Genomic DNA, 25,005 nt, shown 5'->3' on the forward strand with positions numbered 1-25,005 from the left:
TGTCTGCGAACTGGGGTTTATTTTAACCTCATAAAGTAAGTCTCCCATTTCAATACCGGGAAGGCATAAGTGGTGGATAGGACTTACTTGTGCCAGAAGTGGTTCAAGTCCCTTCTGACAAGCTGCCTTAGCAGCTATGAGGTTATGAGCAGGTAGCAAAGCGGATTGTGAATATCCGAGTGACTACCAAAAATAAAACGAAAAGGAGACTTTGTGTATGGAACATTTAAAGTTAGCTCAGGAAATCATCCTCTATTGTGGTGGAAAGGATAATATTACCCAGGCCTGGAACTGCATTACCAGGCTGCGTTTTCACTTAAAAGACAGGGAAAAAGCAGATGTGAAGGCCATACAGGCTTTAAACGGTGTTTTAGGAGCCCAATTTCAGGGGGATCAATTTCAGGTGATCATCGGTAATGAAGTATTAAAGGTATTTGAAGGGGTAAAGAAAGAGCTGGGAGATCTTATTGTTACTTCGGAAGAAAAGACGAAGAAGGATAAAAAAAGGGAAAATCCGATCAACGTTCTGTTCGGTGTAATCTCAGGTATTTTCAATCCCATTTTACCTGCGATAACAGGAGCCGGAATTATAAAAGGGATCCTGGCCCTGCTGATATTTCTTAAAGTGCTGAATCCGGAATCAAATAATTATTTTGTATTAGACATGATCTCCAATGCCACCTATTACTTCCTTCCATTTCTGGTTGCTTTTTCAGCGGGAAAGAAATTCGGAGTGAATGAACATCTGTCTGCGACTCTTGCCGGAATCATCATGTATCCTGCATTTGTGAATTTAAGCGGGCAGGGGATCAGTACGGTGAAATTCCTTTTTCTGAATATTCCCGTAATGGATTACAATTCCACGGTGATCCCAATTATTTTGGGTGTCCTGTTACTGAGCATCGTATACAAATTTATAGACCGCTTTATACCGAGCTTTTTAAAACTGATCGTGACGCCAGTGGCTTCCCTTCTGATAACAGCCCCTGTGGTTCTTGTATTCATCGCACCACTGGGAAGTTATGTAGGCAAATATGTGGCAGCCTTTTTCATCGCCTTATTTGGAGTAGCGGGTCCAGTGGCCGGCTTACTGATGGGAGGGCTTATGTCGGTCATCGTAATAACCGGCATGCATTATGCGTTTTTCCCGTCTACCTTTGATGGGCTGGGCGGTGTTGGCTACGATATCTTACTGCTTCCCATGAGTATTGTAAGTAATATGGGACAGTGTGGTGCTGTACTTGGAGCTGCTTTTAAAATAAAAGATAAAAAGATGAAATCCATTGCATTTTCCAGTGCGCTATCCGCATTGTTTGGCATTACGGAACCTGCAATATATGGGGTGAACTTAAAATATAAAAAGCCCTTCTATGCCGCATTGACAGGTGGAGCTGTGGGAGGAGCTATTTACGGAATCTTTCATGTTAAGGCTTATGCGTTCAGCATTCCGGGAATTACCGCTTTGCCTACTTATTTGAAAGAAGGGGAGTTAAACAACTTTATCTGGGCGTGTATCGGTGTTGCTGCTTCATTTCTCACTGCTTTTATCATAACGCTGCTGCTTCCTATGGAAGGAAAGGAAAAGGTAGAGGGGAAGGAGAAAGAGGTTGATAAAATCTCCCAGGATTATGAAGGGCAGATGGTAAAAATACCGGTTGCTGCTCCCATGACTGGAAAAGCGGTAGGTCTAGATCAGGTTCCTGATAAGATGTTTGCGGAATGCATCCTTGGCAAAGGGATCGCAATCATACCGGATGAAGGGATAGTGAAAGCACCCTTTCAAGGACAGGTAAAAATGATAGCACCTACAAAGCATGCCATCGGTCTGATCTCTGACCGAGGGGTAAACGTAGTGATCCATATCGGGATAGATACGGTGAATCTCCAGGGAAAGGGCTTTGAAGTCCTCGTAAAAGAAGATCAGTGGGTAGAGAAGGGAGAGCCTTTGATGAAGGTGGATTTAGATTTCATCAGGGAGAACCATTTAAATCCCATCACTCCCATAATTGTAACAAATTCAGATGAATATGTGAATGTACTGGATATCCCTATGGATATGGCACAGGCGGGAACCAGTGAGGTCCTGATCGCATTCCAGTAACATTCCAATATAAGACAAGCAGTTCCTATCAATTCAAATACGATTCAAAAAAGGAGAATAATTATGAAACAGGAAGTAAACTACGGATTTCCAGAAGGTTTTTTATGGGGCGGGGCAACCGCTGCCAATCAGATCGAGGGAGCCTATAAAGAAGATGGAAAAGGAATGTCCACATCGGATTATGCAGCCTATAAAGATCCCTATGCAACAGGAGAAGTAAACAATTTTACTTTCAATGTTACCTCAAAGGAACTGGAAGAGTACCGGGGCCATGAGGATAAATATAAATTTCCCAAGCGCTGGGGAATCGATTTCTACCATCGTTATGCGGAGGATATTGCACTGTTTGCGGAAATGGGATTTAAGGTGTTCCGTTTCTCCATTTCCTGGGTGAGAATTTTTCCAACGGGTTTGGAAACCGAGCCAAATGAAGCTGGATTTGCATTTTACGATAAGGTGATTGCCGAGCTGAAAAAGTATCACATAGAGCCCCTTATTACATTGTCCCATTATGAAATGCCCATCACTCTGTCAGAAAAGTATAACGGCTGGCAGAGCCGGGAGTTGATTGATTGTTTCGTCCGGTTTGCAGCCGCATGTTTCAAACGATACAAGAATGACGTGAAATACTGGATCACATTTAACGAAATGAATATGAACTTAAACAGCCTGTACACCGGGGCTGGAAGTTTTCCTGACAGAGTGGATCACTTAGAAGAGGCGGCTTACCAGGCATCTCATTACCAGTTTGTGGCCAGTTCCCTGGCAGTAAAGGCGGGAAGAGAAATCATGCCTGATGCGAAAATCGGCTGTATGATCAACCGGATTGAGTCCTATGCAAAGACCTGCAAGCCGGAGGATCAGTTGCAGGCATTAAAGGCTGACCAGATCAACCTCTTTTATCCGGAGGTACAGGCAAGAGGAGAATATCCTTCCTACATGTCACGGTATTTCAAAGAAAAGAACATAAAACTGGAAACTGAACCGGAAGATTTTCAGATCATCAGGGATTACACGGTAGATTTCATCGCATTCAGCTATTACATGACCCACGTTACAGAGGACAGGCCGGATGCAAATGAACTGGCTGGAAAACTGGACAGCCCGATCAAGAATCCTTATTTAAAGCTGACAGAGTGGGGGTGGCCCATTGACCCTATCGGGCTTCGTATTACACTGAACAAAATGTACGACCGTTATAAAAAGCCACTGTTCCTGGTTGAAAATGGACTGGGAGCCAGGGACAAGATGGAGGCAGATGGAAGCATTCATGATGATTACCGGATAGACTATATCCGTGAGCACGTAAAGCAGATGAAGGAGGCAGTAACCGACGGCGTGGATTTAATGGGCTATACGACGTGGGGCTGCATTGATTTAATCAGCTGCGGAACATCGGAAATGACGAAACGCTATGGCTTCATCTATGTGGATCAGGATGATGAAGGAAATGGTACGTTAAACAGATCCAGAAAGGATTCCTTCCACTGGTATAAAAAAGTGATAGAAACCAACGGTGAAGAATTGTAAGATCAAGGAGAGTATCAGGCTATCATAAAATAGAAAGAATGGCACAGCGCAAAGGCTGTGCCATTCTTTCTATATATTTATGCTCATGATCAATCAGCTAAATCATATGTTTCCTTGTTCTCAAAATCTAAGGTGACATCGGCTGATTCAAAGGAAATTTCATAGAGAACTAAGTAATCTCCAGCTTGTTCTATCATATCTCCGTAGCCTGGGATTTTTTTTATAAAAAGTTCCGCTACGTCAAATATCGTTCTGTTGCTTTTTTTAGCCATGCCTTTCGCTTTAATATGCTCATTGCCTACGTGGGGAATGGTTGTAAATGCTACCTTATTATTGCCTTCCAATTCCTTTACTTTCTCATTATCTCCAAAAGTGGTGAAGAGCAACACTTTGGCGGCTTCGTCAAAGCAGAAATTTACTATCCTCACACTGGGGTGGCCATCAGTACAAGTAGCCAAAGCAATTTCGGTTTGAGTGTTGATCATTCGGGTGAATTCTTGTTTTGCGTTCATAATTAATTCTCCTTTGCTTTATTTATTGCTATGTTTGCAGTATAATGTATAATGGTTTCATTTTGTGAAACCATTTAATCAGAAAGAGGAAAAATCCATGAAAAAATCAGAACGGCTGAATGATATGATGATTTACTTAAACGATAAAAAGTTTTTCAGTCTTAAAAGCATAATGGATAGATATTCTATTTCCAAAAGTACAGCACTTCGGGATATTCAGTCCTTAGAAGAAATCGGCATGCCGATTTACTCTAAGTCTGGGCGGAACGGATATTATGGTATACTTCCCAATCGGTTATTATCCCCAATTGTTTTTACGATTGACGAGGTCAATGCGTTGTATTTTGCCATGCAGACGCTTAACGCTTATCAATCGACGCCTTTTCACTTGAACGTCCAAAAGCTAAAGCAAAAATTTGAAGGGTGTATATCAGAAGAACGAATAAAAAAACTACGAAAAATGGAATTGATTTTTAGCTTAGGCAGTTATAAAAGCAAGAATGAATGTAACCGCTTGCAAGATATTCTGCAAATGGCGGTTGATGAAAACCCGTGTGAAGTTCTCTATACAAAGGGAGAACTGGAGAAGCAGTATTATGTTCAGTTCTTTGATATTACCTCTGCCTATGGACAGTGGTATGCAACGGCGTACAATTTCCAAACGAAAAAGCCGCAAGTATTCCGCTGCGATAAAATTCATTTTGTACAGCCTAGCGATAAATATACAGCAAAGACGCTTTCTGAATTACTTATTTCCCCAGAAGAAATGTTTCGGGATCATGATTCCATTGACTTTGAGGTTGGTGTTACGGCCAAAGGCGTGGATATATTCTATAAAGAGCATTATCCATCAATGGAGCTGTATCAGGAAAATGGGAAATATTATGTAAGAGGTTTTTATAACAAAGGAGAAGAACCGTTTATCGCCGATTATTTCACGATTTACGGTGAAAGGATTATCTCGATCAGTCCAGCCAGCTTGAAAAACCTAATTATTGATCGGATAGATACAATAAAAAATCATTTTATTTCAATATGACGGTTAAACAAAGTAAAACAAGGTATCGGGCGAGACGGTCGATACCTTGTTTTTGACTTCTTATATGGTGGTGTACACTTAAATAAGCCCTTTTATTTCTTTAAATAACAAATTACTTTATCGAATAATGTAATATAATTACATTTAAAACTAATTTATTTGATATATTGTAAAATGATTACATACATGCTATAATACTAAATATAAGCGCTTATACTATAAAAAACCATACACATTGCCTATGGAGTGAAGGCATGAGGCAGGAAAAGGAGGTAAAACATGCAGGGAGTTTCTTTGCTGGTTATTATTGGATTGATTCTGTATACCGTGATTGCTGTGGTTGATCAGATTTCCATTCAATGCGGATTGTATACCCCGTTGTTTGCGGCTGTGATTACCGGGGCATTATTGGGGGATTTGCCAACAGGTCTGGTAGTTGGTGCGACATTGCAGCTTATGACATTGGGAGTTGCTACTTATGGAGGTGCTACGGTTCCGGATTATTTGTCAGGAGCGATTATGGGTACCGCTTATGCAATTATTTCCGGACAGGGAGCAGAATACGGAATCGGTCTTGCTATTCCCATCGGATTGCTGTTGACTCAGATGGATATTCTGGGTAGGATGACCAACTCATTCTTACAGCATTACGCAGATCGCTGCGCGGAAAAGGCGGATTATAAAGGAGTGGAGCGGGCAAATTTACTGGGATTGCTGCCCTGGGTCCTTTCCAGAGTTATTCCGGTCGCATTGGGACTGATTTTTGGAGAGGCAGTGGTAACTGGAGTTAATGCCATTATCCCGGCCTGGTTTATGACAGGACTTAAAACTGCAGGCGCCATTCTTCCTGCAATGGGTATGGCAATACTTATGCGCTATCTGCCCATTAAAAAATACTATCCATATTTTATCATCGGATTCGTGCTGATTGCCTTTGGAGGCGCTACTTTTACCGTTATGGCGGCCGCATTGATCGGCTTGGCACTGGCTGCTCTTCATCTTACAAGAGTTAGAGAACGGGTGGCAGTACAGACTTTGGATGATGAGGAGGTAGAAATCGATGGCTGACAAAAACCAGACAGGAAGCGTGAAATTGGAAAAAAGCGACATCAATAAAGTATATCTGCGCAATTTGTTTACTTTACAGTTTGGATGGAATTATGAAAAGATGCAGGGACTTGGATATGCCTATGTCATCATGCCGGTTTTAAAGCGGCTGTACTCAAAAGATCCCGAGAAGATGAAACGCGCACTGAAGATGCACCTGGGATATTTTAACACCACTCCGGCAATGTCTCATCTGATCATCGGTGCCGATATGGCACTGGAGGAAGAACTGGGAATTGAGGCGGAAGAGGCTATTACTGGTTTAAAGACCGGACTTATGGGACCGTTTGCAGGAGTCGGTGATACGTTGTTCATCGCCATATACCGGGCCATCGTGTTCTCCATTGCATCTTATATAGCTATGCAGGGGAATCCCGTTGGACTTATCATACCTCTCATTGCATGTGCCGGGGTATTATGGATTAGGTATAAATTTACCTGCATTGGCTATCAGTCAGGACGAAAAATGGCAACCGGGTTTGCGGATAAAATTTCTCCTATTACAGAGGCGGCCAGCATCCTTGGTCTGACTGTGGTAGGGGCATTGATCCCTTCTGTAATCAAGTACCGTACGGATCTGCAGTTTACCATGGGAGAAGTAACCTTTGCACTTCAGGATATGCTGGATAAAATCATGCCCTCCCTGCTTCCTCTTGGTATCGTAGTATTTTCATACTGGTTACTTGGAAAGAAAAAGGTGAACTCTACAAAATTAATTTTTATTCTCATTGGTTTAGGCATGATACTTGGTAATCTGCAATCCATGCTGACCTATGTGGCTGGTTTATTTTAGAAAAATGGAAGTTGAAACAGGAAAGGAAATAGTGGTATGATTGGAATCATAGTAACTGGTCATGGTGAATTTGCCTCTGGTTTAACCAGCGGGTTAAAGCTGCTGGCTGGAGAGACGGAATATTATGAAGCTGTTGATTTTAAAGCGGAGGATTCCACGGAACTTCTGACAGAAAAGTTAAAGGAAGCAATCCAGAGGCTTAAGGACTGTGAATCGGTTGCAGTGCTTGCGGATCTGACGGGAGGCTCTCCCTTTAATATGGCTTCCAGACTGAAAATGTCCGGTATCCATGAAAATATGGAGGTAGTCGGAGGCATCAATCTTCCTCTGGTCCTTCATGCCTACATGTCCAGGGGTATGATTTCGGATATCCGAGAGCTTTTGGATGCCTCCATGGAAATGGGAAAACAGCATATGATGTATTTTCATACATCGGATGATGCATGTGAACTGGAAGAATAGTGAAAAGATAAGGAGGAAGATCCATGGCAATTGTGCATGCGAGAGTAGATGAGAGACTGATCCACGGTCAGGTGGCTATGGTTTGGACAAATACCGTAGGAGCGTCTCGGATCATTGTGGTTAACGATGAAGCAGTAAAGGATGAACTAATCATTGCAGGCCTTAAGATGGCAAAACCGGCAGGAGTAAAGCTTTCCATCCTGTCTTTAAAACGGGCTGCTGAAAAATTTGCAGAAAAGGCCTACGAAGAGGATAAGGTATTTCTTATAACAAAGAATGTGACGGATATGGCAACGCTGATTCGTTCTGATGTTCCGATCAAAGCTTTTAACGTGGGAAATGTGGCGAAAAGAGAAGGCAGCAGACCCATTAAAAAGTCAGTGAATTTGACGGAAGACGATGAAAAGGATATCCGGGAAATGATACAGCTGGGAGTGAGTGTAACGGCTCAGATGCTGCCCAATGAGTCGGACCAGTCGATATTAAACATGCTGTAAAACAAATCGGATGCAGGAGGAGGCGGAATGGAATCAGTACGGTTAAAGATAAGAGAACAATACAATGAAATGAGTAAGGCAGAGAAGAAACTCTCAGATTTTGTATTGTCAGATACCAAAAACTGTCTTGGGATGACGGCAGTGGATATTGCAGGAAAAAGCGGGGTATCCTCCGCCTCTGTGATCCGTTATGTTCAAAAACTAGGTTTTGATGGGTTGGAAGGTTTTAAGCTGGCACTTGCTGCAACTGATGCCCAAAATGATAAGGAAGATATGGTAGACCCCATTATTTCCAAAGAAGATGATTTAGATACGCTGTGCCGGAAAATGGATGCCCTGGTGGGTGCGGCATTTCAGGATTTTTTCTATCAGCTGAATAAAGATGCATTAAAAAAAGCTATCAACAAAATTAAGAAAGCCCGACGCATTTATCTGGTGGGGATCGGAAGTTCCTCGTTGCCTGCTTATGATCTGTTCCATAAACTGAAGCGGGCCGACCTCAATGCAAATTTTTACCAGGACATCAATATGATGGTGGAGTTTTTCAACTACATTGATAAACGGGATGTGGTGATCGCATTTTCCTACAGCGGGCAGTCCCAGGAAGTCCTTTATGCCTGCGGGATTGCAGAAAAACAGGGAGCATCGATCATAGCGGTCACCCGCAGAAGAGATTCTCCCCTTCAGGATCTTGCAGATATATGCCTCCATGTGCCGGACAACGAAAAGGTCATGAGGATCGGTGCATTTACCTCTCTTCATACCTCCATCATGATGGCGGATCTTCTGTATATGGGAGTGATCCAGGATAATTTAGAGCATTATGAGGTGGAGCTGATCAAAACCAGAAAGATGGTAGCAGGGCTGAAAATAAAAAAATAGAGGAGTTTTATGTGCAATATAGAAAAGCTTACAACGGAATCAATCAATGAATCCACCCTAAACATTGACAGGTTGGAATCATTGGAAATCGTTACATTAATAAATAATGAAGACAAAAAAGTGGCTGAAGCCATAGAAAAGGTGCTCCCCCAAATCGCGGAAGCAGTGGATGGGATTGTAGAGCGTTTCAAAAAAGGCGGACGGATCATTTACTGCGGTGCAGGATCGTCCGGCCGTATGGGCACTCTGGATGCAGTGGAACTGACTCCCACTTACAGCGTATCCCCGACCCGGGCCTTTGGCCTTCTTGCTGGCGGTGATAAGGCCATGTATACAGCGGTGGAGGGGGCAGAAGATTCAGAAGAACTGGCAGTGGAGGACTTAAAACGGGTGAAGCTTACGGCCGATGATTGTGTGATCGGCATTGCTGCCAGTGGAAGGACTCCTTACACAAAGGCGGCCCTGGAATTCGGAAAACAAACAGGTGCCTTTACCATTTCTGTCACCTGCAATCAGGACAGCGCCATGGCAAAGATCGCGGATATATCCATTGCTCCGGTAGTGGGACCAGAGGTAATCAACGGATCCACCAGGATGAAGGCAGGAACCGCTCAGAAAATGGTAGTTAATATGCTTTCCACCGGAGCCATGATAAGGCTTGGAAAGGTATACCGGAACTATATGGTTCATGTGCAGCCTACCAATGAAAAGCTTGTGAAGCGGGCGGTTAAGATGATCGTAGACTTAACTGGTGCGAAAGAGGAGCTGGCTCTCAAAGTGTTTTATGAGGCAGATAAGGATGTGGCCGCTGCCATTGTGATGATCGAATGTGGCTGCAGAAAAGAACAGGCAAGGGAAGCCCTTTTAGAATCCGGTGGTCAGGTGAGGAAAGCAATTGCAGCTATGAAAAATGGAGTTTAGTTAGATGATTAGAGCCTGGAATGATAAAAATGAGATGGTTTTGGATGAAATGGCAGAGCAGCTTGTTCAGGATCAGGTGATCTGTGGAGCCAGTTGGGGCTTTGTCAGTGATCAGGGGATCCGCTTAAAGTACGCCGGAAAGCAGGGTGCGGTGGTTCCCTATTGTGACCAGATGGTGGAAGCAGGTATGTATTATGACATTGCTTCACTGACTAAGGTGATTGGGACTACCACCCGGGTTCTTCAGCTGGTGGAAAAAGGGGTAATAAGCCTTTCTACTCCGGTAAAAGAGATCCTGGGTCGGTTTTCCTATGAGGATGTCACGGTAGAACACCTGCTGCTTCATTCAAGCGGGCTTCCTGCCGAGATCCGAGACAAAGAAAGCTGGAGCCGGGTAAATCTATTGGAATATCTCTATACCACACCAAGGGAAAGAGAAGCCGGAGAAGGCTTCCTGTATTCGGATGTGGGCTTTATCCTACTGGGAAAGATCATAGAAGAGCTGGACAAAACAACTCTTGAGGAGACCTTCCGGGAGCATATTTTCCGCCCTCTTGGAATGACGGAAACCTCCTATTTGGTTCAGGGCAGCAGGGAGCGCTGCATCCCGACAGAATGCACGGAGCAAAGAGGCTGTATCTGTGGAGAAGTCCATGACTCGAAGGCTCATCTGCTGGGGCAATGTGGCAGTGCCGGTTTGTTTTCTACATTGGAAGATGTGGCGAAATTTGTTAAGGCTTATCTGGAACATTCCCGGCATTTGTTCGGAGAAGAGATGTTTGAAAAACTTTGCAGTACTATAAAGTTTGAACGTACTTTGGGCTGGAGCAAGGAGTATGGAAGGGATACGCTTTACCATACCGGCTTTACAGGAACTTCTGTTTTGATGGATTTGAAGGGCAGAAAAGGTTTTGTTCTGCTGACGAACAGGATCCATCCCAGTCGGAACAATGAGGAATTTCTGAGGATGAGAAAGAAAATGAATGGAATTTATATCCGAAAAATTTCCGATTAAACTCATTGAGCCAGTACGCTTTGAGTAAATTTATACGCTTATATTACTCCTTGAGTAAATCTTTCTTGAATTCAGTTGCCAGATATGCTATATTAGAATTACAAAAAGAACAACCGCCCCAATACAAGGGGGTGGCCAATAAGATGATAGAAATCCCCCGTACCGACCAAGTATACAAGGGGGATTTTCTATTGCCCATTACTGGGACTTTATAGAAAAACGCTACTTACAATTAAAAGGTTAGTAATGCAATAATGAACATACCAAAAGTCATAAGGTCTTTAAAGTCAAAATTCATCATGCTTCACCTCCCATCTATGTACGATGGAAGGCTAACCCTCCATCTTTATGAATGGAAGGCCAACGCCCTTGCAGTGACACGATTGTCCCATGTCACTATGGTAACATATCCCATTTCAGTGTGCAATTACTTTTCTTAAATGACTGATCATGATTCTGCTGTCTTCAATCTAATCCATGGAAAGGGAATCCTCTATATCCTTCCGGCCTCGATGCTTCCAATATGGGATAATTAGAATTGTAATGTTTGTGCAAATATAGCAAAATGAGTAAAGAGAGATGCTTTTTAGGGCTATGATACTTTGAATGCGGAAAAAGAGATATTTGAGTGGAGGAATCAGATGGTTAATGAAAACACACCGGTTATAGAAACACAAAGGTTAATTTTACGAAAATTTACACCAGAAGATGTAAATGATTTTTTTGAAATTATGAGTGATAAGGAAGTGAATGTTTTTCTTCCTTGGTTTCCGCTAAAGACTGCTGAGGAGGCAATGACATTCTTAACAGATAGATACTTCGCATATGATAGCAAGCCTAGCGCTTATCGGTACGCGATCTGCCTGAAAGAAGATAACAAACCGATTGGATACGTTTGTTTGAGTGAAAGCGAAAACCACGATTTTGGTTACGGGTTAAAAAAGGAATTCTGGCATAGAGGAATCGTCACAGAAGCAGCAAAAGCGGTTATGGAAAAAATCAAAGATGCAGGATATCCTTATATTACAGCCACACATGATGTGAATAATTCTCGAAGCGGCGAAGTAATGAAAAAGCTTGGCATGGTCTACAAATACTCATACGTGGAACAGTGGCAGCCAAAAGATATTCCTGTAACATTTCGAATGTATCAGCTTAATTTTGATGGAAATGATGATAGAACGTATATGGAGTATTGGGATAAGTATATGGATCATTTTGTGGAACAAAAAATATAATAATCAGAACCAGCGGCAAAACGGCGATCAGCTACCATTTTTGGGAGCTGATCGCCGTTTGTTGTCAGCAGTCTGTTTTACAGCCTGCATGTGGAAGGATATCATCTGCAACTGACGAAAGTAAGAATTTTGTTTATTTCAGTAAATAATTGAAATAATAGATACTATCTTAAATTGGATAGTATAGTAGTATCCTATAAACAGAAAGGCAGATGTTATGGCAGAGGAAAAAAATAATATGGAAGAACTGTTCCAACAGATAGATTATCATTTACTTCATGATGAACGTCCATCGGAATATCTGGAACAAATCAGCAAGGAACCGTGGTTTATGGATTACCCATTTTCCATGCTTGGCAAGATGAAGGAAACTCCGCAGTCAAAACGATATCATCCGGAAGGAAGCGTATGGAATCATACGATGATGGTAGTGGATCAGTCGGCGGAACAGAAGAATAAGAGTAAAGATGCCCGAATCTTGATGTGGGCGGCACTACTTCATGATATCGGCAAACCGGTGGTGACGAAAATCCGAAAAGATAAAATTACCGCATATAATCATGATTCTGAGGGGGAACATCTCACGGAGGATTTCTTGTCTTGTTTTTCCGACGATGCCATGTGGATCGGGGCAGTCGCAAAACTGGTTCGGTATCATATGCACATTTTGTATGTGACAGAAAGTCTTCCTTTCGGCGATATCGAAGGCATGAAGCGGGAGACAGATATCGATGAAGTTGCACTGCTTGGGCTTTGCGACCGGATCGGAAGGGGTGGAAGCGACCCGGAAGATGAAGCAAAGGCGGTCAGGTTATTTCTTAAGAAAATGCGGAAAGTATGAAATCTTGATCCATTCTTTCAGTCTCTCATAATAAATTAAATCATTAATTCCATTCAGTAGGAAAATGATCATCATTGTACTATAATAAAGGAAGGTTAAAGAAATTAATGAATGTAGAGGGGCTTACTATGAAAATAAATTATGGAATTATTTCAACGGCTGCAATTGGCAAACGGTTTATCGGTGCAGTGAGAGCCAATGGAGGAACGGTGACTGCGGCAGCTTCAAGGTCACTTGAAAGGGCCAGGGCGTTCTGTCAGGAAAACAATATCGAAAAGGCTTATGGATCTTATGAAGAACTTTATCAGGACCCAGAGATTACGGCTGTTTATATTACAACAATAAACCGAGAGCATTTTCATGAAATGAAGCAAGCTTTGAATTACGGAAAGCACGTATTATGTGAGAAACCATTTACGCTGTCAAAAACGCAGGCAAAAGAAATCTTTCAGCTTGCTAAGGAAAAAGGACTGTTTGTGATGGAGATGCAGAAGAGCCTTTTTCTTCCTGTCACAGATTTGATTAAAAGATATATTGATTCAGGAATGTTAGGAAAACTCCATCAAGTGAATATGAGTGCCTCCTTTCAAAGCCCAAAGGCTTCATGGATGCATGAAATGGATCAGGGGGGAGTTGTTTATGGAAGTGCTTCCTATACCTTTGAATATCTTGATTATCTGCTGGAGCCTGCCGAAGTAGTCGTGCAGGCACTGGGGACCAGAGGGAAAACAGGGGTCCAGGACTCTGTCAGCCTTAATATAAAAATGGATGATGTTCTCATCAGCAGCAGAATTTCCATGCGGGGACAGGCAGAAAGTTTTGCTGTTTTTTATTTTGAAAAGGGATTTATAAAGGCCAACGAATACTGGAAGGCGGACCGCTGCGAAATACATACCGGCCAGAGCGTTGAGCTGATTGAGAAAACGGTAGATTTTGAAATGAAATATGAGGTGGTACATGCGGAAGCATGCATCAGACAGGGGCTGACGGAGAGCCCGGTTATGACTGCTGAAAGAACACTTCACTGCTGCGGGCTTGTGGATCAGATCGTGGAATCGTTAAACTCATAAATAAATTATTTTTAAATTTTTGCAACATTACTCTCTTCCCGTTTGTATACGGTTCAGAACCACAAAAAACGGTTACTACATTAACCGTATGATGAAAGGGAGAATAAAACCATGAAAAAACTTATTACAATCACACTTTGTGCCGTTATGGCTCTATCCATTACCGCTTGCTTCAATGATAAACCCGAAGCAAAGGCTGATCCTCAAAAGCAAACTAATCATGAGGAAATCCCCAATCCTTGGGTGGTCTGTGAAAACATTGCTGATGCAGAGAAGCTGGCCGGTTTTACTGCAACACTTCCAAATACCATTCCGGACGGTTACACTCAGAAATCTATTGAGGCTGTAAAAGATAATACGGTTCAGATCATCTATGAGAACGATGAGAATAAAATCGTGTTTCGTCAGGCCAAGGGAAATGATGATGTCAGCGGTGATTACAACGAGTACAAGGAAAACAATACCTTGACAGTTGGAAACCTGACGGTTATCGTAAAAGGAAATGGCGGAAAGGTAAATCTAGCCACATGGGTCAGCGGAGAGTTTTCCTTTGCCATTTCGGTAAATCCCGGTGGTAAGGGTCTTGATAATCAGGCAATCAACGATATGATTAGCAGTATGGATACAAATAATGCCTAAACGGTATCTGCTAAAAAACAGTAAACGATAGGCATATGGGGATACTGTATAATTGCAGTATCCCCATTTCGTTATCAAGAGAGGTGACAGTATGGTTCATGTGTACATATTACAAAACGGACTCGGAGAATATCTATCCTTTCTTAAAGAGTTCGTATACAAACTAATTTGTCTGATGCTTTCTTCGGTAAAAATGGAAAGCAATAAAAAGGCGATTCCTATGCAGGAAGCGTTGCGATCCGAACAGATTAACAAGCAGGCCGGGCGCTTGATGGAATCCTATGGGAACAGCGTTCTGCGCCTTGCTTACTCTTATCTCCACAATATGAGCGATGCAGAGGACGTATTGCAGGATACCTTGATACAGTTCCTTAGAACTCAGCCCCAGTTTGAGACAACAGAGCATGAAAAAGCATGGTTTTTGCGTGTTGCAATTAATATCAGCAAAAATAAGATAACCTATAACAAAATCCGAAAAACAGATGAATTAAGCGAAACGTTGGCGATTGCCGAAACCGAGGACCTGTCTTTTGTATGGGATGCTGTAAAGCAACTGCCAGCCAAGTACAGTGAGGTTGTTCACCTTTACTACCATGAGGGATACTCTACGGCTCAAATTGCTTCGTTGTTATCAAAAAATGACGCAACTGTCCGCTCCTTGCTGAAAAGGGCAAGAATGAAGCTTAAAGATGTGCTGAAGGAGGTGTATGACCTTGAAGAATAAGTATGATGAAGTTATGAAAAACATCGAAGTTACCGATGAAATGCGGGATAGAATTCTAAATAACATCAGTAAACTTGATCTCGAAAAAACTTATAAAAAGACGCTTCCTTTCCCACAGTACAAAAAATATCTGTCCATAGCGGCTTGTTTTGCGATTTTGATTGTTGGTTCTGTAATTGTTCATAATACCATTAATATGCCAAGTGAGCCTCCGTTACAGATGACACCCAATATTGTGTCGTATCATTCTGTTGCGGAGTTATCTGATGCCATAGGCTTTGCAGTAAAGGAGATCCAAGAATTGCCTTTTGAAATTGAGTCTGTAAAATTCACTTCTTATTGGGGGGAACTTGCAGAAATAAAGTACGTTGGATCAGACAACACAGCTATTTTTAGAATGGCTTCTGGTGATAAGGATGTTAGCGGATACTATAACGAGTTTACAAGTGTAGAAAGCCATGAGATAAATGGTTACGACGTTACGATGAAAGGAATTGATGGACAGTATCTACTTGCTGTTTGGCAAAATAACGGATATTCTTACTCTGTGCAATTCATTGAACCAGTTTCCCAACAGGAAATGCTGGATACAATACAGAGTATAAAATAAGTTATAAAAAGAGATTTTTGTTTTCTTATTATAACTTAGCTTAATCAAAGGAGTAATTATTCTGGCAGATGCGATGGTCTACAAAGCCATTCGCATCTGCCTTATTTACTTATTACTTTGCTGCTGTTCTCCCCATCAGTGGCAAGGCTGTACGCGAAACAACAATGATATCGTATACATCCTTATTAGAGGATTACGTTGAACACAGTGATATTAAACGATTCTAATTTAGGCAGAAAATATCATTATACCGGAAGATGAAAAGCGGTCGGCATTTCAGTTTGTGTTTTATTGTGTTTGATTATAATAAATGCTATGATAAAAAGGACTATAATCAGCACAGAAAAGAGGACAATATGAAGCTAATTCTAATAAGACACGGAGAACCAGACTATTCCATTGACTCTCTCACAGAAAAAGGCTGGAAAGAGGCAGATTTGCTTTCCGAAAGGATCAGCAAACTTTCTGTTTCCGCTTTTTACTGCTCACCTCTTGGAAGAGCAAAGGATACTGCAAAAGCAACAATGCAGGCACTCCATACTGAGGCAGAGATTCTGCCCTGGCTTAGAGAATTCCATGCTCCGGTTAATAATGGGGCCGGAGAAACCAAAACCATACCATGGGATTTTATGCCCGGATACTGGACAAACCAGAAGGAGCTTTATGACAGGGATTTATGGTTTGAAAATGAGAGGATGAAAACAGGGCCTGTAAAAGAAGAATATGAAAAAGTAGCTGCCGGACTAGATGAAATATTAAAGAAACATGGGTATCAGAGGGAAGGCGGAATGTATCGGGCGATTCCGGGGAGTGATGATACCATCGTCCTGTTCTGCCATTTTGGTGTGATCTGCGTTATGCTGTCCCATTTGCTGGGAATTCCGGCTCCTCTATTATGGCATGGTTTTTTTCTGGCACCTTCATCGGTCACCACACTGGAGACAGAAGAGAGGATAGAGGGGGAGGCTTATTTCCGATGTAAGGGAATGGGAGACACGGCTCATTTATATGTGAAAGACGAGCCATCTTCAAACGCCGGTTTTTTTCCAAGATAAATATAAAAATAAGGAGAGAGTAAATGGAGAATCTGATAATGACAGACCGTATCAGTATCCTGATGAAAAAGATGCTGGCAGAGCCAAGATATGCATCCATTGAGCAGGCAAAGATCATCACGGATACCTACAAGGCAAATGAAGAAAAACCGAGAATCATCCAGCGGGCATTGTCTTTAACGGCTGCATTAAAGCAGATGGAAATCCATGCTGAGCCGGAAGAACTGATTGTAGGTAACCGGACGGCCGGGGTACGGTATGGGGTTGTCTTTCCGGAAAGCGGAAGTACCTGGGTGGACCGGGAATTTGAAACCTTGCCAACCAGACCACAGGACAGATTTGGAGTCAGACAGGAAGACATTACATATTTCCGTGAGAAAATCACGCCTTACTGGAGGGGGAAGTCCTTAGAAGACGTGCTGCGGGAACGTTATGGAAAAGAAATCGATCATATTGCAAAGGTGGTAAAAATCAACCAGAAAGACCATGCCCAGGGCCATATATGCCCAAACTGTAAGGAATGGCTTCATAAAGGTCCGGCAGGAATTAAACAGGATGCGGATGACCGTTTAAGGATCGCTGGAAGGCAGCAGAGAGAATTTTTTGAAAGTGTGTCGATTGTAATGAGCGGATCTATTCATTTCATGCAGCGCTATCAAAAGCTTTTGCTGGACATGGCACAAGGGGAAGAGGATACAGACAGGCGGTGCAGCATGGAAGAAGTGGCACGCATCTGCAAAAAGCTTTCCGAACAGCCGCCGGAAACCTTCCATGAGGCAGTTCAGTCCTTATGGTTCCTTTTTGTGATCCTTCATATGGAATCCAATGCCTCTTCCTTTTCGCCGGGAAGGATGGATGAATACCTCGGGGAATATTTTGACCGGGACAGAAGAGAAGGGCGTCTTAGTGAACAGGGAGCATTGGAGATCATCGAGTGCCTTTGGCTGAAATTCAATGAGATCGTATATATGCGCAATGCTAACAGCGCCAAGTTTTTCGCAGGCTTTCCCATCGGATTTAATATTGCCATAGGCGGGCAGGATGCTGAGGGAAATGATTTCGTCAATGATCTCTCGTTTCTTTTGCTAAAGGCCCAGGAGCACTTAGGGCTTCCCCAGCCCAATCTTTCCGTAAGGCTCCATGAACATACGGGAGACTCTCTGTTAAAACAGGCGGTCAAGGTGGTTTCAATGGGAAGCGGCATGCCTCAGTTTTTCAATGATAAGGCGGTAATTCCATCCATGGAAGAACTGGGGGTGGCCACAAAGGAAGCCAGGGATTATGCCATTGTAGGCTGTGTGGAGTTAACTACCCAGGGAAACAATCTGGGCTGGAGCGATGCTGCCATGTTTAACTTAAACAAGGCTCTGGAACTGACTTTAACGGGAGGGAAATGTCTTCTGACCGGAGAACAGCTGGCCCCCAACTATGGGGACTTAACCACCTATGGAACCTTTGAAGAACTGGAAGCTGTATTTCAGAGATACTTAGATGAATACATGGATTTAATGGTAGAGGCATGTGAAGCGGTGGAAAAAGCTCATATAGACTTGCTGCCTTCCCCATTTCTGTCCTCCGTCATTGATGAATGCATGAAAAAGGGAATAGATGTAACTGCAGGAGGAGCACGTTACAACTTCTCCGGAATCCAGATGATTCAGGTAGCCAATTTAGCAGACAGTCTGGCTGCTATAAAGCTTCTTGTATTTGATAAACATAAAGTAGATGCCGGAGAGCTGCTGGAAGCGCTTAAAAATGATTTTGAAGGAAAAGAAGTGCTTAACACCATGCTTTTAAATAAAGTACCCAAATATGGCAATGATGTGGACTGGGTGGACCAGATGGGAGTCAAGTGGGCGGAATATTTTAAAAATCGCCTGTCCCGTTATACCAATTACAGAGGCGGAAAATACCATACCGGCATGTATACGGTTTCTGCTCATGTTCCCATGGGAGAGAATGTAGGGGCTTCCCCGGATGGAAGGCATGCAAGACAGCCCCTGGCTGATGGCGGAATGTCTCCTGTATATGGAAGGGATATCACGGGACCTACGGCGGTGCTGAAGTCCGTATCAAAACTGGACAAAAACCTGACCACAAACGGAGGGCTTCTTAACATGAAGTTTTTGCCGGAATTATTCCGGACAGAGCAGGGAATCAATAAGTTTGTCCTGTTTTTGCGGGCCTTTGTGGATCTGGAGATTCCTCATATCCAATTCAATGTGGTCCGGAAGGAAGATTTGATTGCGGCAAAAAGAAATCCGGAACAGTATCGAAGCCTTACCATCCGGGTTGCCGGGTATACCGCTTATTTTACGGAGCTTGCCGATGAACTTCAGAATGAAATCATCGCAAGGACCAGTTATGCGGATATCTGATGGGAAATATAAAACATATGGAGGGAATCAATATGGAGGAGAGGACGGTAAAAGGAACTGTCTTTGATATCCGTCGTTTTTCCACCCATGACGGCGGGGGAATCCGTACAACCGTATTCTTAAAGGGTTGTCCCCTATCCTGCGTATGGTGTCATAATCCGGAAGGGATCAGCAGGTCTGTAAGGCCATTGTACTTCCCGAACAAATGCATTGGATGCCAGATCTGTTGCCGTCTTTCTGTAAACGGCGGTATTTTCATGACAGAAAAGGGAATCAGGCTTGATATCACAAAAACGGAGGACTGGGACCGAATCATAAAGGAATGCCCTTCTGGGGCAATCCTATGGGACAGCACCAGGCTGACCGTGGAAGAAGTTGTGGAAGAGATACTTAAGGATGCCCCTTTTTATAAATACGGCGGTGGTGTTACCCTCTCAGGGGGAGAGCCTCTGCTCCAGCCGGAGTTTGTCCTTTCCTTTTTAAAGGAGATGAAGAAAAGGAACATCCATACGGCGATTGAGACGGCTCTCCATGTGCCAACAGAAACACTGGAGGCTGTACTTCCATGGCTGGATCTGATTTATGCGGATTTTAAGATTTTTGAACCGGAAGCCCATAAAAAAAATATCGGTGTGACCAATGAGCGGATCAAAAAACACATACGTCTTTTGCTGGAATCTGAGAATAGAGACCATGTTACCATTCGTACCCCAATGATTCCGGGGCTTACCACTGAGGAAGATAACATTGCAGGAATCAGCCAGTTTATTTCAGAGGTTTACAATGAAGTGTCATATGAAATACTGAATTACAACCCCCTGGGGGAAGCTAAGTACCATTTGGTAGACAAAACCTATTGTTTTTTAGATAACCCAGTACCCTACTCCCGTCAGGACATGGAGCGGTTTGCTGAAATCGCCAGATCTAACGGGGTAAAACATATCATCTTAGAATCATGAGAAGGAAAGGAGCACAGGCATGAAATTTATTATTGATGATGCAAACATTGAGAAGATTAAAGAGGTATACGACACATTTGCAGTAGATGGCGTTACGACCAATCCCAGCATTCTGGCGAAAAACGGTAAGCAGCCCTTTGAGACCCTGAGGGAAATACGTGAATTTATTGGGCCGGAAGCGGAGCTGCATGTACAGGTGGTTGCAGCAGATGCAGGGGAAATGGTTGAGGAGGCTCACAGGATCCAAAAGGAGCTCGGAAGGAATACCTATGTGAAGATCCCTACCACAAAAGAAGGCCTGAAAGCCATGAAAGCTCTGAAAAAAGAAGGGGCCAATGTGACAGCCACGGCCATCTACACCCAGATGCAGGCATTTTTAGCAGGAAAAACCGGGGCAGACTATGCTGCACCGTATGTAAACCGGATCGATAATCTTGGAGCAAATGGCGTGAGGACGGCCAAAGACATCCACGACATTTTCAAGAAAAATGGGTTAAAGACAGAAGTACTGGCAGCCAGCTTCAAGAATTCCCAGCAGGTCCTGGAGCTTTGCCAGTATGGGGTCGGCGCGTCTACGATTTCTCCGGATGTCATAGAGGGGCTGATTAAAAATGATTCTGTAACGGTGGCGGTAAGCGCCTTTACCAAGGATTTTGAAGGACTGTGCGGTGCAGGCAGGACCATGATGGACTGCATGTAATCATTTGCCTGAGCAGTGGAAGAAAATCAAAACGAGATACAATTAAGAAAGCCTAATTTATCCGAATGGAAGGTACACGAGCTTGCGAATTGCAGGATAGGCATATGGAGAGAATCTATAATGCTGAACAGTCTGCCTGCTTACGAATAAAATAATAGTCACCCAAGGCTTTATGCACATGACTGACTATTATCTGAAATTCTACGAAAACTCCAGGGTCTACCGAACGGCACGCACGGTGGTGTGAGGGGGCGGCTATTCAATTAATGGCTAGTCTCCTACTCGATTCGTTGCATCATATCCGATTTACTCTCAACACCAACTGTGGAATATTCTTTATTTAATTTTTACTGTGCTCCATCCGCAAACCGATAGAAAATTAAGTGGCCGGCGCTGCCTGTAACTCCAGGTGATTCTTCCAGGGTCGTGCTCGTTCCGATGTTGCCAGATGCTATCTGGACGATATCGCCAACATTATAGAAGTTGACTCTTGAAATCGTTATCTCCCCTACGGTGCCCGCGTTTGAAACCGGTGCAACACCCTCCGTCGGGTTATTATTTAGTAATACCCAAAAATAGGTATTTGCCGGCGTTCCTACTGCAAAATTCAACGAGCACACCAATGCATAAAGGCCAGCTCTTGTAATGACAAACGTATTGCTATTAATAAAATCAATTCCCACTGCTGTAGTGGCTCCAAATGTAACAATTCCCCGCATACCAGGTACTGTTTGCTGGATTATATTCGCATTTACAAATGGCTGTAAAATGGGTCCGGTGGGTCCGGTAGGCCCAGTAGGCCCAGTAGGCCCGGTCGCACCAGTAAGTCCAGTAGGTCCGGTAGGCCCGGTCGGACCAGTAAGTCCAGTAGGTCCAGTCGGTCCGGTCGCACCGGTAAGTCCGGTCGGTCCAGTAGGCCCGGTTGCACCAGTAAGTCCAGTAGGTCCGGTAGGCCCGGTCGGACCAGTAAGTCCAGTAGGTCCAGTCGGTCCGGTCGCACCAGTAAGTCCAGTAGGTCCAGTCGGTCCGGTCGCACCGGTAAGTCCGGTAGGTCCGGTAAGTCCAGTCGGCCCGGTCGCACCGGTAGGTCCGGTAGGCCCAGTAGGCCCAGTAGGTCCGGTCGCACCAGTAAGTCCGGTAGGCCCGGTCGCACCGATAGGTCCAGTCGGCCCGGTCGCACCGGTGAGTCCGGTAGGTCCGGTAGGCCCGGTAGGCCCAGTAGGTCCAGTAGGTCCGGTAGGCCCGGTCGCACCAGTAAGTCCGGTAGGCCCGGTCGCACCGATAGGTCCGGTAGGTCCAGTCGCACCGGTAGGTCCGGTAGGTCCGGTCGCGCCGGTAAGTCCAGTAGGTCCAGTAGGCCCGGTCGCACCGGTAAGTCCGGTAGGTCCAGTAGGTCCTTGTGGTCCCTGTAAGCCTCTAGGTCCAGTAGGTCCAGTAGGCCCAGTAGGCCCAGTAGGTCCAGTGGGTCCTTGTGGTCCTTGTAAGCCTCTAGGTCCAGTAGGTCCTGTAGGTCCAGTGGGTCCAGTAGGTCCTTGTGGTCCTTGTAAGCCTCTAGGTCCAGTAGGTCCAGTAGGTCCAGTGGGTCCAGTAGGTCCTTGTAAGCCCCTAGGCCCAGTAGGCCCAGTAGGTCCTGTCGGTCCAGTAGGTCCTGTCGGTCCTGGACAACATCTAGGTCCGGTATGCCCACAAGAACAACGACATTTACAGCATTGATTATCATTCATATAAATTCACCCTCTATAATTATTTACTTATCAATTAAAACATCATAAAGAAGTTTCATTCTTTATATTTATAAAATATGTCTTCTTGTACAAACATGTTAATTTCAGGTCATACAGTACGTTATATGGAACTTGCTAATAAAACCTAGAAGAATTCCGTGTTTTTGCTTCGTATAATGGCTGATTAGTTTCGTATTAAGGTTTGTTAACTTTGAGACATTGTATTACATCATAAAAGGCAAAAGCAGGAGTATTAATGTTTTTAAAAAAAGTTAGTAATTTAATCAGTTATATTAGGAAATAATTTACTCCTAACGTAAATAATTGTAGATAATTAACTCCAAACGTAGTCTATATAATAGAGGGAAGGAGGAGTTTATATTAATCGTTTTAAATTAAAAAGCTTATTAGATAAAAAAGGATTGACTCAGAAAACGACCAGAGAAGAGCGTGAAAAAATGATAGATAACGCTTTATCTTTATCTACTTTAAATGCACATGAGCCAACAAGATTTACAAAGCAGTTATCAGATCAGTTTATCGTCAGTAATTTATCTGAAGAAGATATGCTGAAAGCAGCTATTGAGAGATATCAGGAGTAGGGCGTGAGTTTACAGAAACAGGCTGAATAATTAAGAAAATTAAGTCAAGACCATCAAAAACACAAAGCTGACAAAATCACTTGAATTTTAAATATGCAAATGCTATAATCCTACCAACATATTAGACGAGAGAACAAGGGAGTCTCAAGCGTACACAGTACGGTTGCGGCTCCTTTTGCTTATGGAAATTTTGTAATTGCATGGATCCAAGTCCATAAGGCAAATAAGTCTTTTAAGGAGAACAAGGAGGTTTTCCCTGCATTTTTGGGAAGCCTCCTTGTTCCGTCTTTATTTTCGTCTTTTATGATAATAGATTGAGGAGGAAGCGATTATGAAAAAAAGATTATTACCCGTAACTCTTATTACAGCAATGACGGCAGCGTTCCTTGCCGGCTGCGGTTCATCTGCACAGCAGAGTGCTGCAGGAGGCAGTACAGCCGCTGCAGGCTCAACGTCTTCCCAGGAAGCAGCGTCTGCCCCGGAAGGAGAAGACGGGAAAACCATTAAGATCGGCGTGTACGGTCCAGTCACAGGAGGGTCTGCTGTTTATGGGGAAGGCGCACAGAACGCCATTGCCATGGCAGTTGAAGAAATCAACTACGGAGATTCCGGTTATAAGGTTGAAATTGTAAATGGCGGAAAAATAGTAGATGACGGCGGTGATGCCAAGCAGGCAATTAATGCTTACAACAGTCTGATGAAAGAAGGCCCCAGTGCTATCGTGGGAAGCTTTTTTTCCTCCGTTACTCTTCCCGTTGCCGAACAGGCTTCCAAAGATAATATGCTCCTTCTTGCAACAGGAGCTACCAATAAAGATGTAACTTTAAAAGGCTCCACCATTTTCAGGAATTGTTTTATTGACCCGTATCAGGGCAAAATGGCTGCCCAGTTTGCGAAGGAAAAAGGCTGGACCAAAGCCGCCGTTATTTATGCCAAGGATGATGATTATTCCAACGGCTTAAAAGATGCATTTATAGAGAATGCCGAGGCAAACGGAATTGAAGTGGTATATGTGGGAGAATGCACCACAAAGGATACAGACTTTTCGTCCCAGACCTCCCAGGTAGTGGCAAAAGGAGCAGATTTTCTGTTTTATCCCGCATTCCTTGATACGGTTCCACTTTTGGTAGGTGCGGCAAGGGATGCAGGCTTTGACGGAGCCGTTATGGGCGGTGATGGCTGGGATGGAACTGATACGGCAGGTTTTGAAGATAAATTTGAAAACTGCTATTTTACCAACCACTATTCTTCCGAAGATACCGCTCCGGCTGTAGTCAATTTTGTATCCAAATATACGGAAAAGTACGGTACGGAAAGCTTAAATGCCTGTGCGGCTCTTTACTATGATGCTATTTACATGCTGGTGGAAGCTGCCAAAAACAGCGGTGCATCTGATACAGTTTCCCTGGTAAATGGGATGACAGGAATGACTTTTACAGGAGTAGGAGGAACCTTTACCATGGATGAAAATGGTGATCCGGAGAAATCCGTAGCGATCAATACTTTTGAAGGCGGTAAGGTGAAATGGCTTATGACTCTTTCACCGGAAGGAACAAAAGAATAGCGGCATAAATCTAACAAGAAGGTCTGAAAAATGATAGGGAGG

At 43.5% G+C, this 25,005-nt stretch carries 24 protein-coding genes; 22 read left to right on the forward strand and 2 right to left on the reverse strand.

The features are described 5' to 3' along the window. The first annotated feature begins 217 nt into the window (after window positions 1-217). Together BMW45_RS17705 and BMW45_RS17710 are read left to right on the forward strand one after the other, a co-directional pair. On the forward strand, window positions 218-2,101 hold the full coding sequence (locus tag BMW45_RS17705; RefSeq protein WP_092247066.1) for a beta-glucoside-specific PTS transporter subunit IIABC: 1,884 nt from the start codon (window positions 218-220) through the stop codon (window positions 2,099-2,101). Between the two features lie 63 nt (window positions 2,102-2,164). Next, the gene (locus tag BMW45_RS17710; protein ID WP_092247069.1) at window positions 2,165-3,631 is read left to right on the forward strand and encodes a glycoside hydrolase family 1 protein; all 1,467 of its coding nucleotides are present in this window, start codon (window positions 2,165-2,167) and stop codon (window positions 3,629-3,631) included. 89 nt (window positions 3,632-3,720) lie between these two features. Here BMW45_RS17710 and BMW45_RS17715 read toward each other — a convergent pair whose 3' ends face one another. After that, window positions 3,721-4,143: a pyridoxamine 5'-phosphate oxidase family protein gene (locus tag BMW45_RS17715; RefSeq protein ID WP_092247072.1), complete on the reverse strand. Its 423-nt coding sequence runs from the start codon at window positions 4,141-4,143 to the stop codon at window positions 3,721-3,723. A gap of 97 nt (window positions 4,144-4,240) precedes the next feature. Between BMW45_RS17715 and BMW45_RS17720 the strand changes: the two genes are divergently transcribed. From BMW45_RS17720 to BMW45_RS17805, 18 genes are all read left to right on the forward strand, one after another. Continuing rightward, window positions 4,241-5,182 (forward strand): helix-turn-helix transcriptional regulator, encoded by a 942-nt coding sequence (locus BMW45_RS17720; protein ID WP_092247075.1) that lies wholly within the window; start codon window positions 4,241-4,243, stop codon window positions 5,180-5,182. Window positions 5,183-5,461: 279 nt separating this feature from the next. Then, the gene (locus BMW45_RS17725; protein ID WP_092247078.1) at window positions 5,462-6,250 is read left to right on the forward strand and encodes a PTS mannose/fructose/sorbose/N-acetylgalactosamine transporter subunit IIC; all 789 of its coding nucleotides are present in this window, start codon (window positions 5,462-5,464) and stop codon (window positions 6,248-6,250) included. Continuing rightward, window positions 6,243-7,082, forward strand: coding sequence for a PTS system mannose/fructose/sorbose family transporter subunit IID (locus tag BMW45_RS17730; RefSeq protein ID WP_092247081.1), 840 nt, complete (start codon window positions 6,243-6,245; stop codon window positions 7,080-7,082). Before BMW45_RS17725 ends, BMW45_RS17730 begins: the two co-directional genes overlap by 8 nt. Before the next feature lie 36 nt (window positions 7,083-7,118). Next, on the forward strand, window positions 7,119-7,544 hold the full coding sequence (locus tag BMW45_RS17735; RefSeq protein WP_092247084.1) for a PTS sugar transporter subunit IIA: 426 nt from the start codon (window positions 7,119-7,121) through the stop codon (window positions 7,542-7,544). A 23-nt stretch (window positions 7,545-7,567) separates the two neighbouring features. Beyond that, window positions 7,568-8,041, forward strand: coding sequence for a PTS sugar transporter subunit IIB (locus BMW45_RS17740; RefSeq protein ID WP_092247087.1), 474 nt, complete (start codon window positions 7,568-7,570; stop codon window positions 8,039-8,041). Window positions 8,042-8,068: 27 nt separating this feature from the next. Next, a complete protein-coding gene (locus BMW45_RS17745) occupies window positions 8,069-8,923 on the forward strand; it encodes a MurR/RpiR family transcriptional regulator (protein ID WP_092247090.1) in 855 nt (284 codons plus the stop codon). A gap of 9 nt (window positions 8,924-8,932) precedes the next feature. Continuing rightward, the gene (gene murQ, locus BMW45_RS17750; protein ID WP_092247093.1) at window positions 8,933-9,844 is read left to right on the forward strand and encodes an N-acetylmuramic acid 6-phosphate etherase; all 912 of its coding nucleotides are present in this window, start codon (window positions 8,933-8,935) and stop codon (window positions 9,842-9,844) included. A gap of 4 nt (window positions 9,845-9,848) precedes the next feature. Next, window positions 9,849-10,859 (forward strand): serine hydrolase domain-containing protein, encoded by a 1,011-nt coding sequence (locus tag BMW45_RS17755; RefSeq protein ID WP_092247096.1) that lies wholly within the window; start codon window positions 9,849-9,851, stop codon window positions 10,857-10,859. A gap of 641 nt (window positions 10,860-11,500) precedes the next feature. Then, window positions 11,501-12,097 (forward strand): GNAT family N-acetyltransferase, encoded by a 597-nt coding sequence (locus BMW45_RS17760; RefSeq protein ID WP_092247099.1) that lies wholly within the window; start codon window positions 11,501-11,503, stop codon window positions 12,095-12,097. Window positions 12,098-12,314: 217 nt separating this feature from the next. Beyond that, a complete protein-coding gene (locus tag BMW45_RS17765; protein WP_092247101.1) occupies window positions 12,315-12,938 on the forward strand; it encodes an HD domain-containing protein in 624 nt (207 codons plus the stop codon). 128 nt (window positions 12,939-13,066) lie between these two features. Beyond that, entirely contained in the window at window positions 13,067-14,008 is a 942-nt protein-coding gene (locus BMW45_RS17770) for a Gfo/Idh/MocA family protein (protein WP_092251110.1), read from the forward strand. Window positions 14,009-14,119: 111 nt separating this feature from the next. Continuing rightward, entirely contained in the window at window positions 14,120-14,647 is a 528-nt protein-coding gene (locus BMW45_RS17775) for a hypothetical protein (RefSeq protein ID WP_092247104.1), read from the forward strand. 220 nt (window positions 14,648-14,867) lie between these two features. Beyond that, a complete protein-coding gene (locus BMW45_RS17780; RefSeq protein WP_242883155.1) occupies window positions 14,868-15,371 on the forward strand; it encodes an RNA polymerase sigma factor in 504 nt (167 codons plus the stop codon). Next, window positions 15,361-15,981: a hypothetical protein gene (locus tag BMW45_RS17785; protein WP_092247107.1), complete on the forward strand. Its 621-nt coding sequence runs from the start codon at window positions 15,361-15,363 to the stop codon at window positions 15,979-15,981. Before BMW45_RS17780 ends, BMW45_RS17785 begins: the two co-directional genes overlap by 11 nt. A 356-nt stretch (window positions 15,982-16,337) precedes the next feature. Next, the gene (locus BMW45_RS17790) at window positions 16,338-17,036 is read left to right on the forward strand and encodes a histidine phosphatase family protein (RefSeq protein ID WP_092251112.1); all 699 of its coding nucleotides are present in this window, start codon (window positions 16,338-16,340) and stop codon (window positions 17,034-17,036) included. A 23-nt stretch (window positions 17,037-17,059) separates the two neighbouring features. Then, window positions 17,060-19,414 carry a glycyl radical protein gene (locus BMW45_RS17795; RefSeq protein ID WP_092247110.1) on the forward strand — a complete coding sequence of 785 codons (2,355 nt, stop codon included), beginning with the start codon at window positions 17,060-17,062 and terminating at the stop codon, window positions 19,412-19,414. Between the two features lie 32 nt (window positions 19,415-19,446). Further along, a complete protein-coding gene (locus BMW45_RS17800; protein ID WP_092251113.1) occupies window positions 19,447-20,373 on the forward strand; it encodes a glycyl-radical enzyme activating protein in 927 nt (308 codons plus the stop codon). Window positions 20,374-20,392: 19 nt separating this feature from the next. Then, complete coding sequence (locus BMW45_RS17805; RefSeq protein WP_092247113.1) at window positions 20,393-21,073, forward strand: fructose-6-phosphate aldolase; 681 nt, start codon at window positions 20,393-20,395, stop codon at window positions 21,071-21,073. A 347-nt stretch (window positions 21,074-21,420) separates the two neighbouring features. Here the strand turns inward: BMW45_RS17805 and BMW45_RS17810 are convergent, their stop codons facing one another. Next, window positions 21,421-22,797 carry a collagen-like domain-containing protein gene (locus BMW45_RS17810; RefSeq protein ID WP_092247116.1) on the reverse strand — a complete coding sequence of 459 codons (1,377 nt, stop codon included), beginning with the start codon at window positions 22,795-22,797 and terminating at the stop codon, window positions 21,421-21,423. A 458-nt stretch (window positions 22,798-23,255) separates the two neighbouring features. Between BMW45_RS17810 and BMW45_RS27955 the strand changes: the two genes are divergently transcribed. Together BMW45_RS27955 and BMW45_RS17815 are read left to right on the forward strand one after the other, a co-directional pair. Next, entirely contained in the window at window positions 23,256-23,399 is a 144-nt protein-coding gene (locus BMW45_RS27955) for a hypothetical protein (RefSeq protein WP_166433415.1), read from the forward strand. Between the two features lie 331 nt (window positions 23,400-23,730). Then, a complete protein-coding gene (locus BMW45_RS17815; protein WP_092247119.1) occupies window positions 23,731-24,963 on the forward strand; it encodes an ABC transporter substrate-binding protein in 1,233 nt (410 codons plus the stop codon). The last annotated feature ends 42 nt before the right edge of the window (window positions 24,964-25,005 follow it).

It is taken from the genome of Lacrimispora sphenoides, from assembly GCF_900105215.1.
In the GTDB taxonomy this organism is placed as follows: domain Bacteria; phylum Bacillota; class Clostridia; order Lachnospirales; family Lachnospiraceae; genus Lacrimispora; species Lacrimispora sphenoides_A.

Coding starts and splice junctions, on each gene's coding strand:
- BMW45_RS27955 (WP_166433415.1), top strand. CDS start 23,256: ATGATAGATAACGCTTTATCTTTATCTACTTTAAATGCACATGAGCCA.
- BMW45_RS17755 (WP_092247096.1), top strand. CDS start 9,849: ATGATTAGAGCCTGGAATGATAAAAATGAGATGGTTTTGGATGAAATG.
- BMW45_RS17760 (WP_092247099.1), top strand. CDS start 11,501: ATGGTTAATGAAAACACACCGGTTATAGAAACACAAAGGTTAATTTTA.
- BMW45_RS17800 (WP_092251113.1), top strand. CDS start 19,447: ATGGAGGAGAGGACGGTAAAAGGAACTGTCTTTGATATCCGTCGTTTT.
- BMW45_RS17740 (WP_092247087.1), top strand. CDS start 7,568: ATGGCAATTGTGCATGCGAGAGTAGATGAGAGACTGATCCACGGTCAG.
- BMW45_RS17730 (WP_092247081.1), top strand. CDS start 6,243: ATGGCTGACAAAAACCAGACAGGAAGCGTGAAATTGGAAAAAAGCGAC.
- BMW45_RS17805 (WP_092247113.1), top strand. CDS start 20,393: ATGAAATTTATTATTGATGATGCAAACATTGAGAAGATTAAAGAGGTA.
- BMW45_RS17720 (WP_092247075.1), top strand. CDS start 4,241: ATGAAAAAATCAGAACGGCTGAATGATATGATGATTTACTTAAACGAT.
- BMW45_RS17710 (WP_092247069.1), top strand. CDS start 2,165: ATGAAACAGGAAGTAAACTACGGATTTCCAGAAGGTTTTTTATGGGGC.
- murQ (WP_092247093.1), top strand. CDS start 8,933: ATGTGCAATATAGAAAAGCTTACAACGGAATCAATCAATGAATCCACC.
- BMW45_RS17725 (WP_092247078.1), top strand. CDS start 5,462: ATGCAGGGAGTTTCTTTGCTGGTTATTATTGGATTGATTCTGTATACC.
- BMW45_RS17770 (WP_092251110.1), top strand. CDS start 13,067: ATGAAAATAAATTATGGAATTATTTCAACGGCTGCAATTGGCAAACGG.
- BMW45_RS17795 (WP_092247110.1), top strand. CDS start 17,060: ATGGAGAATCTGATAATGACAGACCGTATCAGTATCCTGATGAAAAAG.
- BMW45_RS17705 (WP_092247066.1), top strand. CDS start 218: ATGGAACATTTAAAGTTAGCTCAGGAAATCATCCTCTATTGTGGTGGA.
- BMW45_RS17790 (WP_092251112.1), top strand. CDS start 16,338: ATGAAGCTAATTCTAATAAGACACGGAGAACCAGACTATTCCATTGAC.
- BMW45_RS17780 (WP_242883155.1), top strand. CDS start 14,868: ATGCAGGAAGCGTTGCGATCCGAACAGATTAACAAGCAGGCCGGGCGC.
- BMW45_RS17735 (WP_092247084.1), top strand. CDS start 7,119: ATGATTGGAATCATAGTAACTGGTCATGGTGAATTTGCCTCTGGTTTA.
- BMW45_RS17815 (WP_092247119.1), top strand. CDS start 23,731: ATGAAAAAAAGATTATTACCCGTAACTCTTATTACAGCAATGACGGCA.
- BMW45_RS17810 (WP_092247116.1), bottom strand. CDS start 22,797: ATGAATGATAATCAATGCTGTAAATGTCGTTGTTCTTGTGGGCATACC.
- BMW45_RS17745 (WP_092247090.1), top strand. CDS start 8,069: ATGGAATCAGTACGGTTAAAGATAAGAGAACAATACAATGAAATGAGT.
- BMW45_RS17765 (WP_092247101.1), top strand. CDS start 12,315: ATGGCAGAGGAAAAAAATAATATGGAAGAACTGTTCCAACAGATAGAT.
- BMW45_RS17715 (WP_092247072.1), bottom strand. CDS start 4,143: ATGAACGCAAAACAAGAATTCACCCGAATGATCAACACTCAAACCGAA.
- BMW45_RS17775 (WP_092247104.1), top strand. CDS start 14,120: ATGAAAAAACTTATTACAATCACACTTTGTGCCGTTATGGCTCTATCC.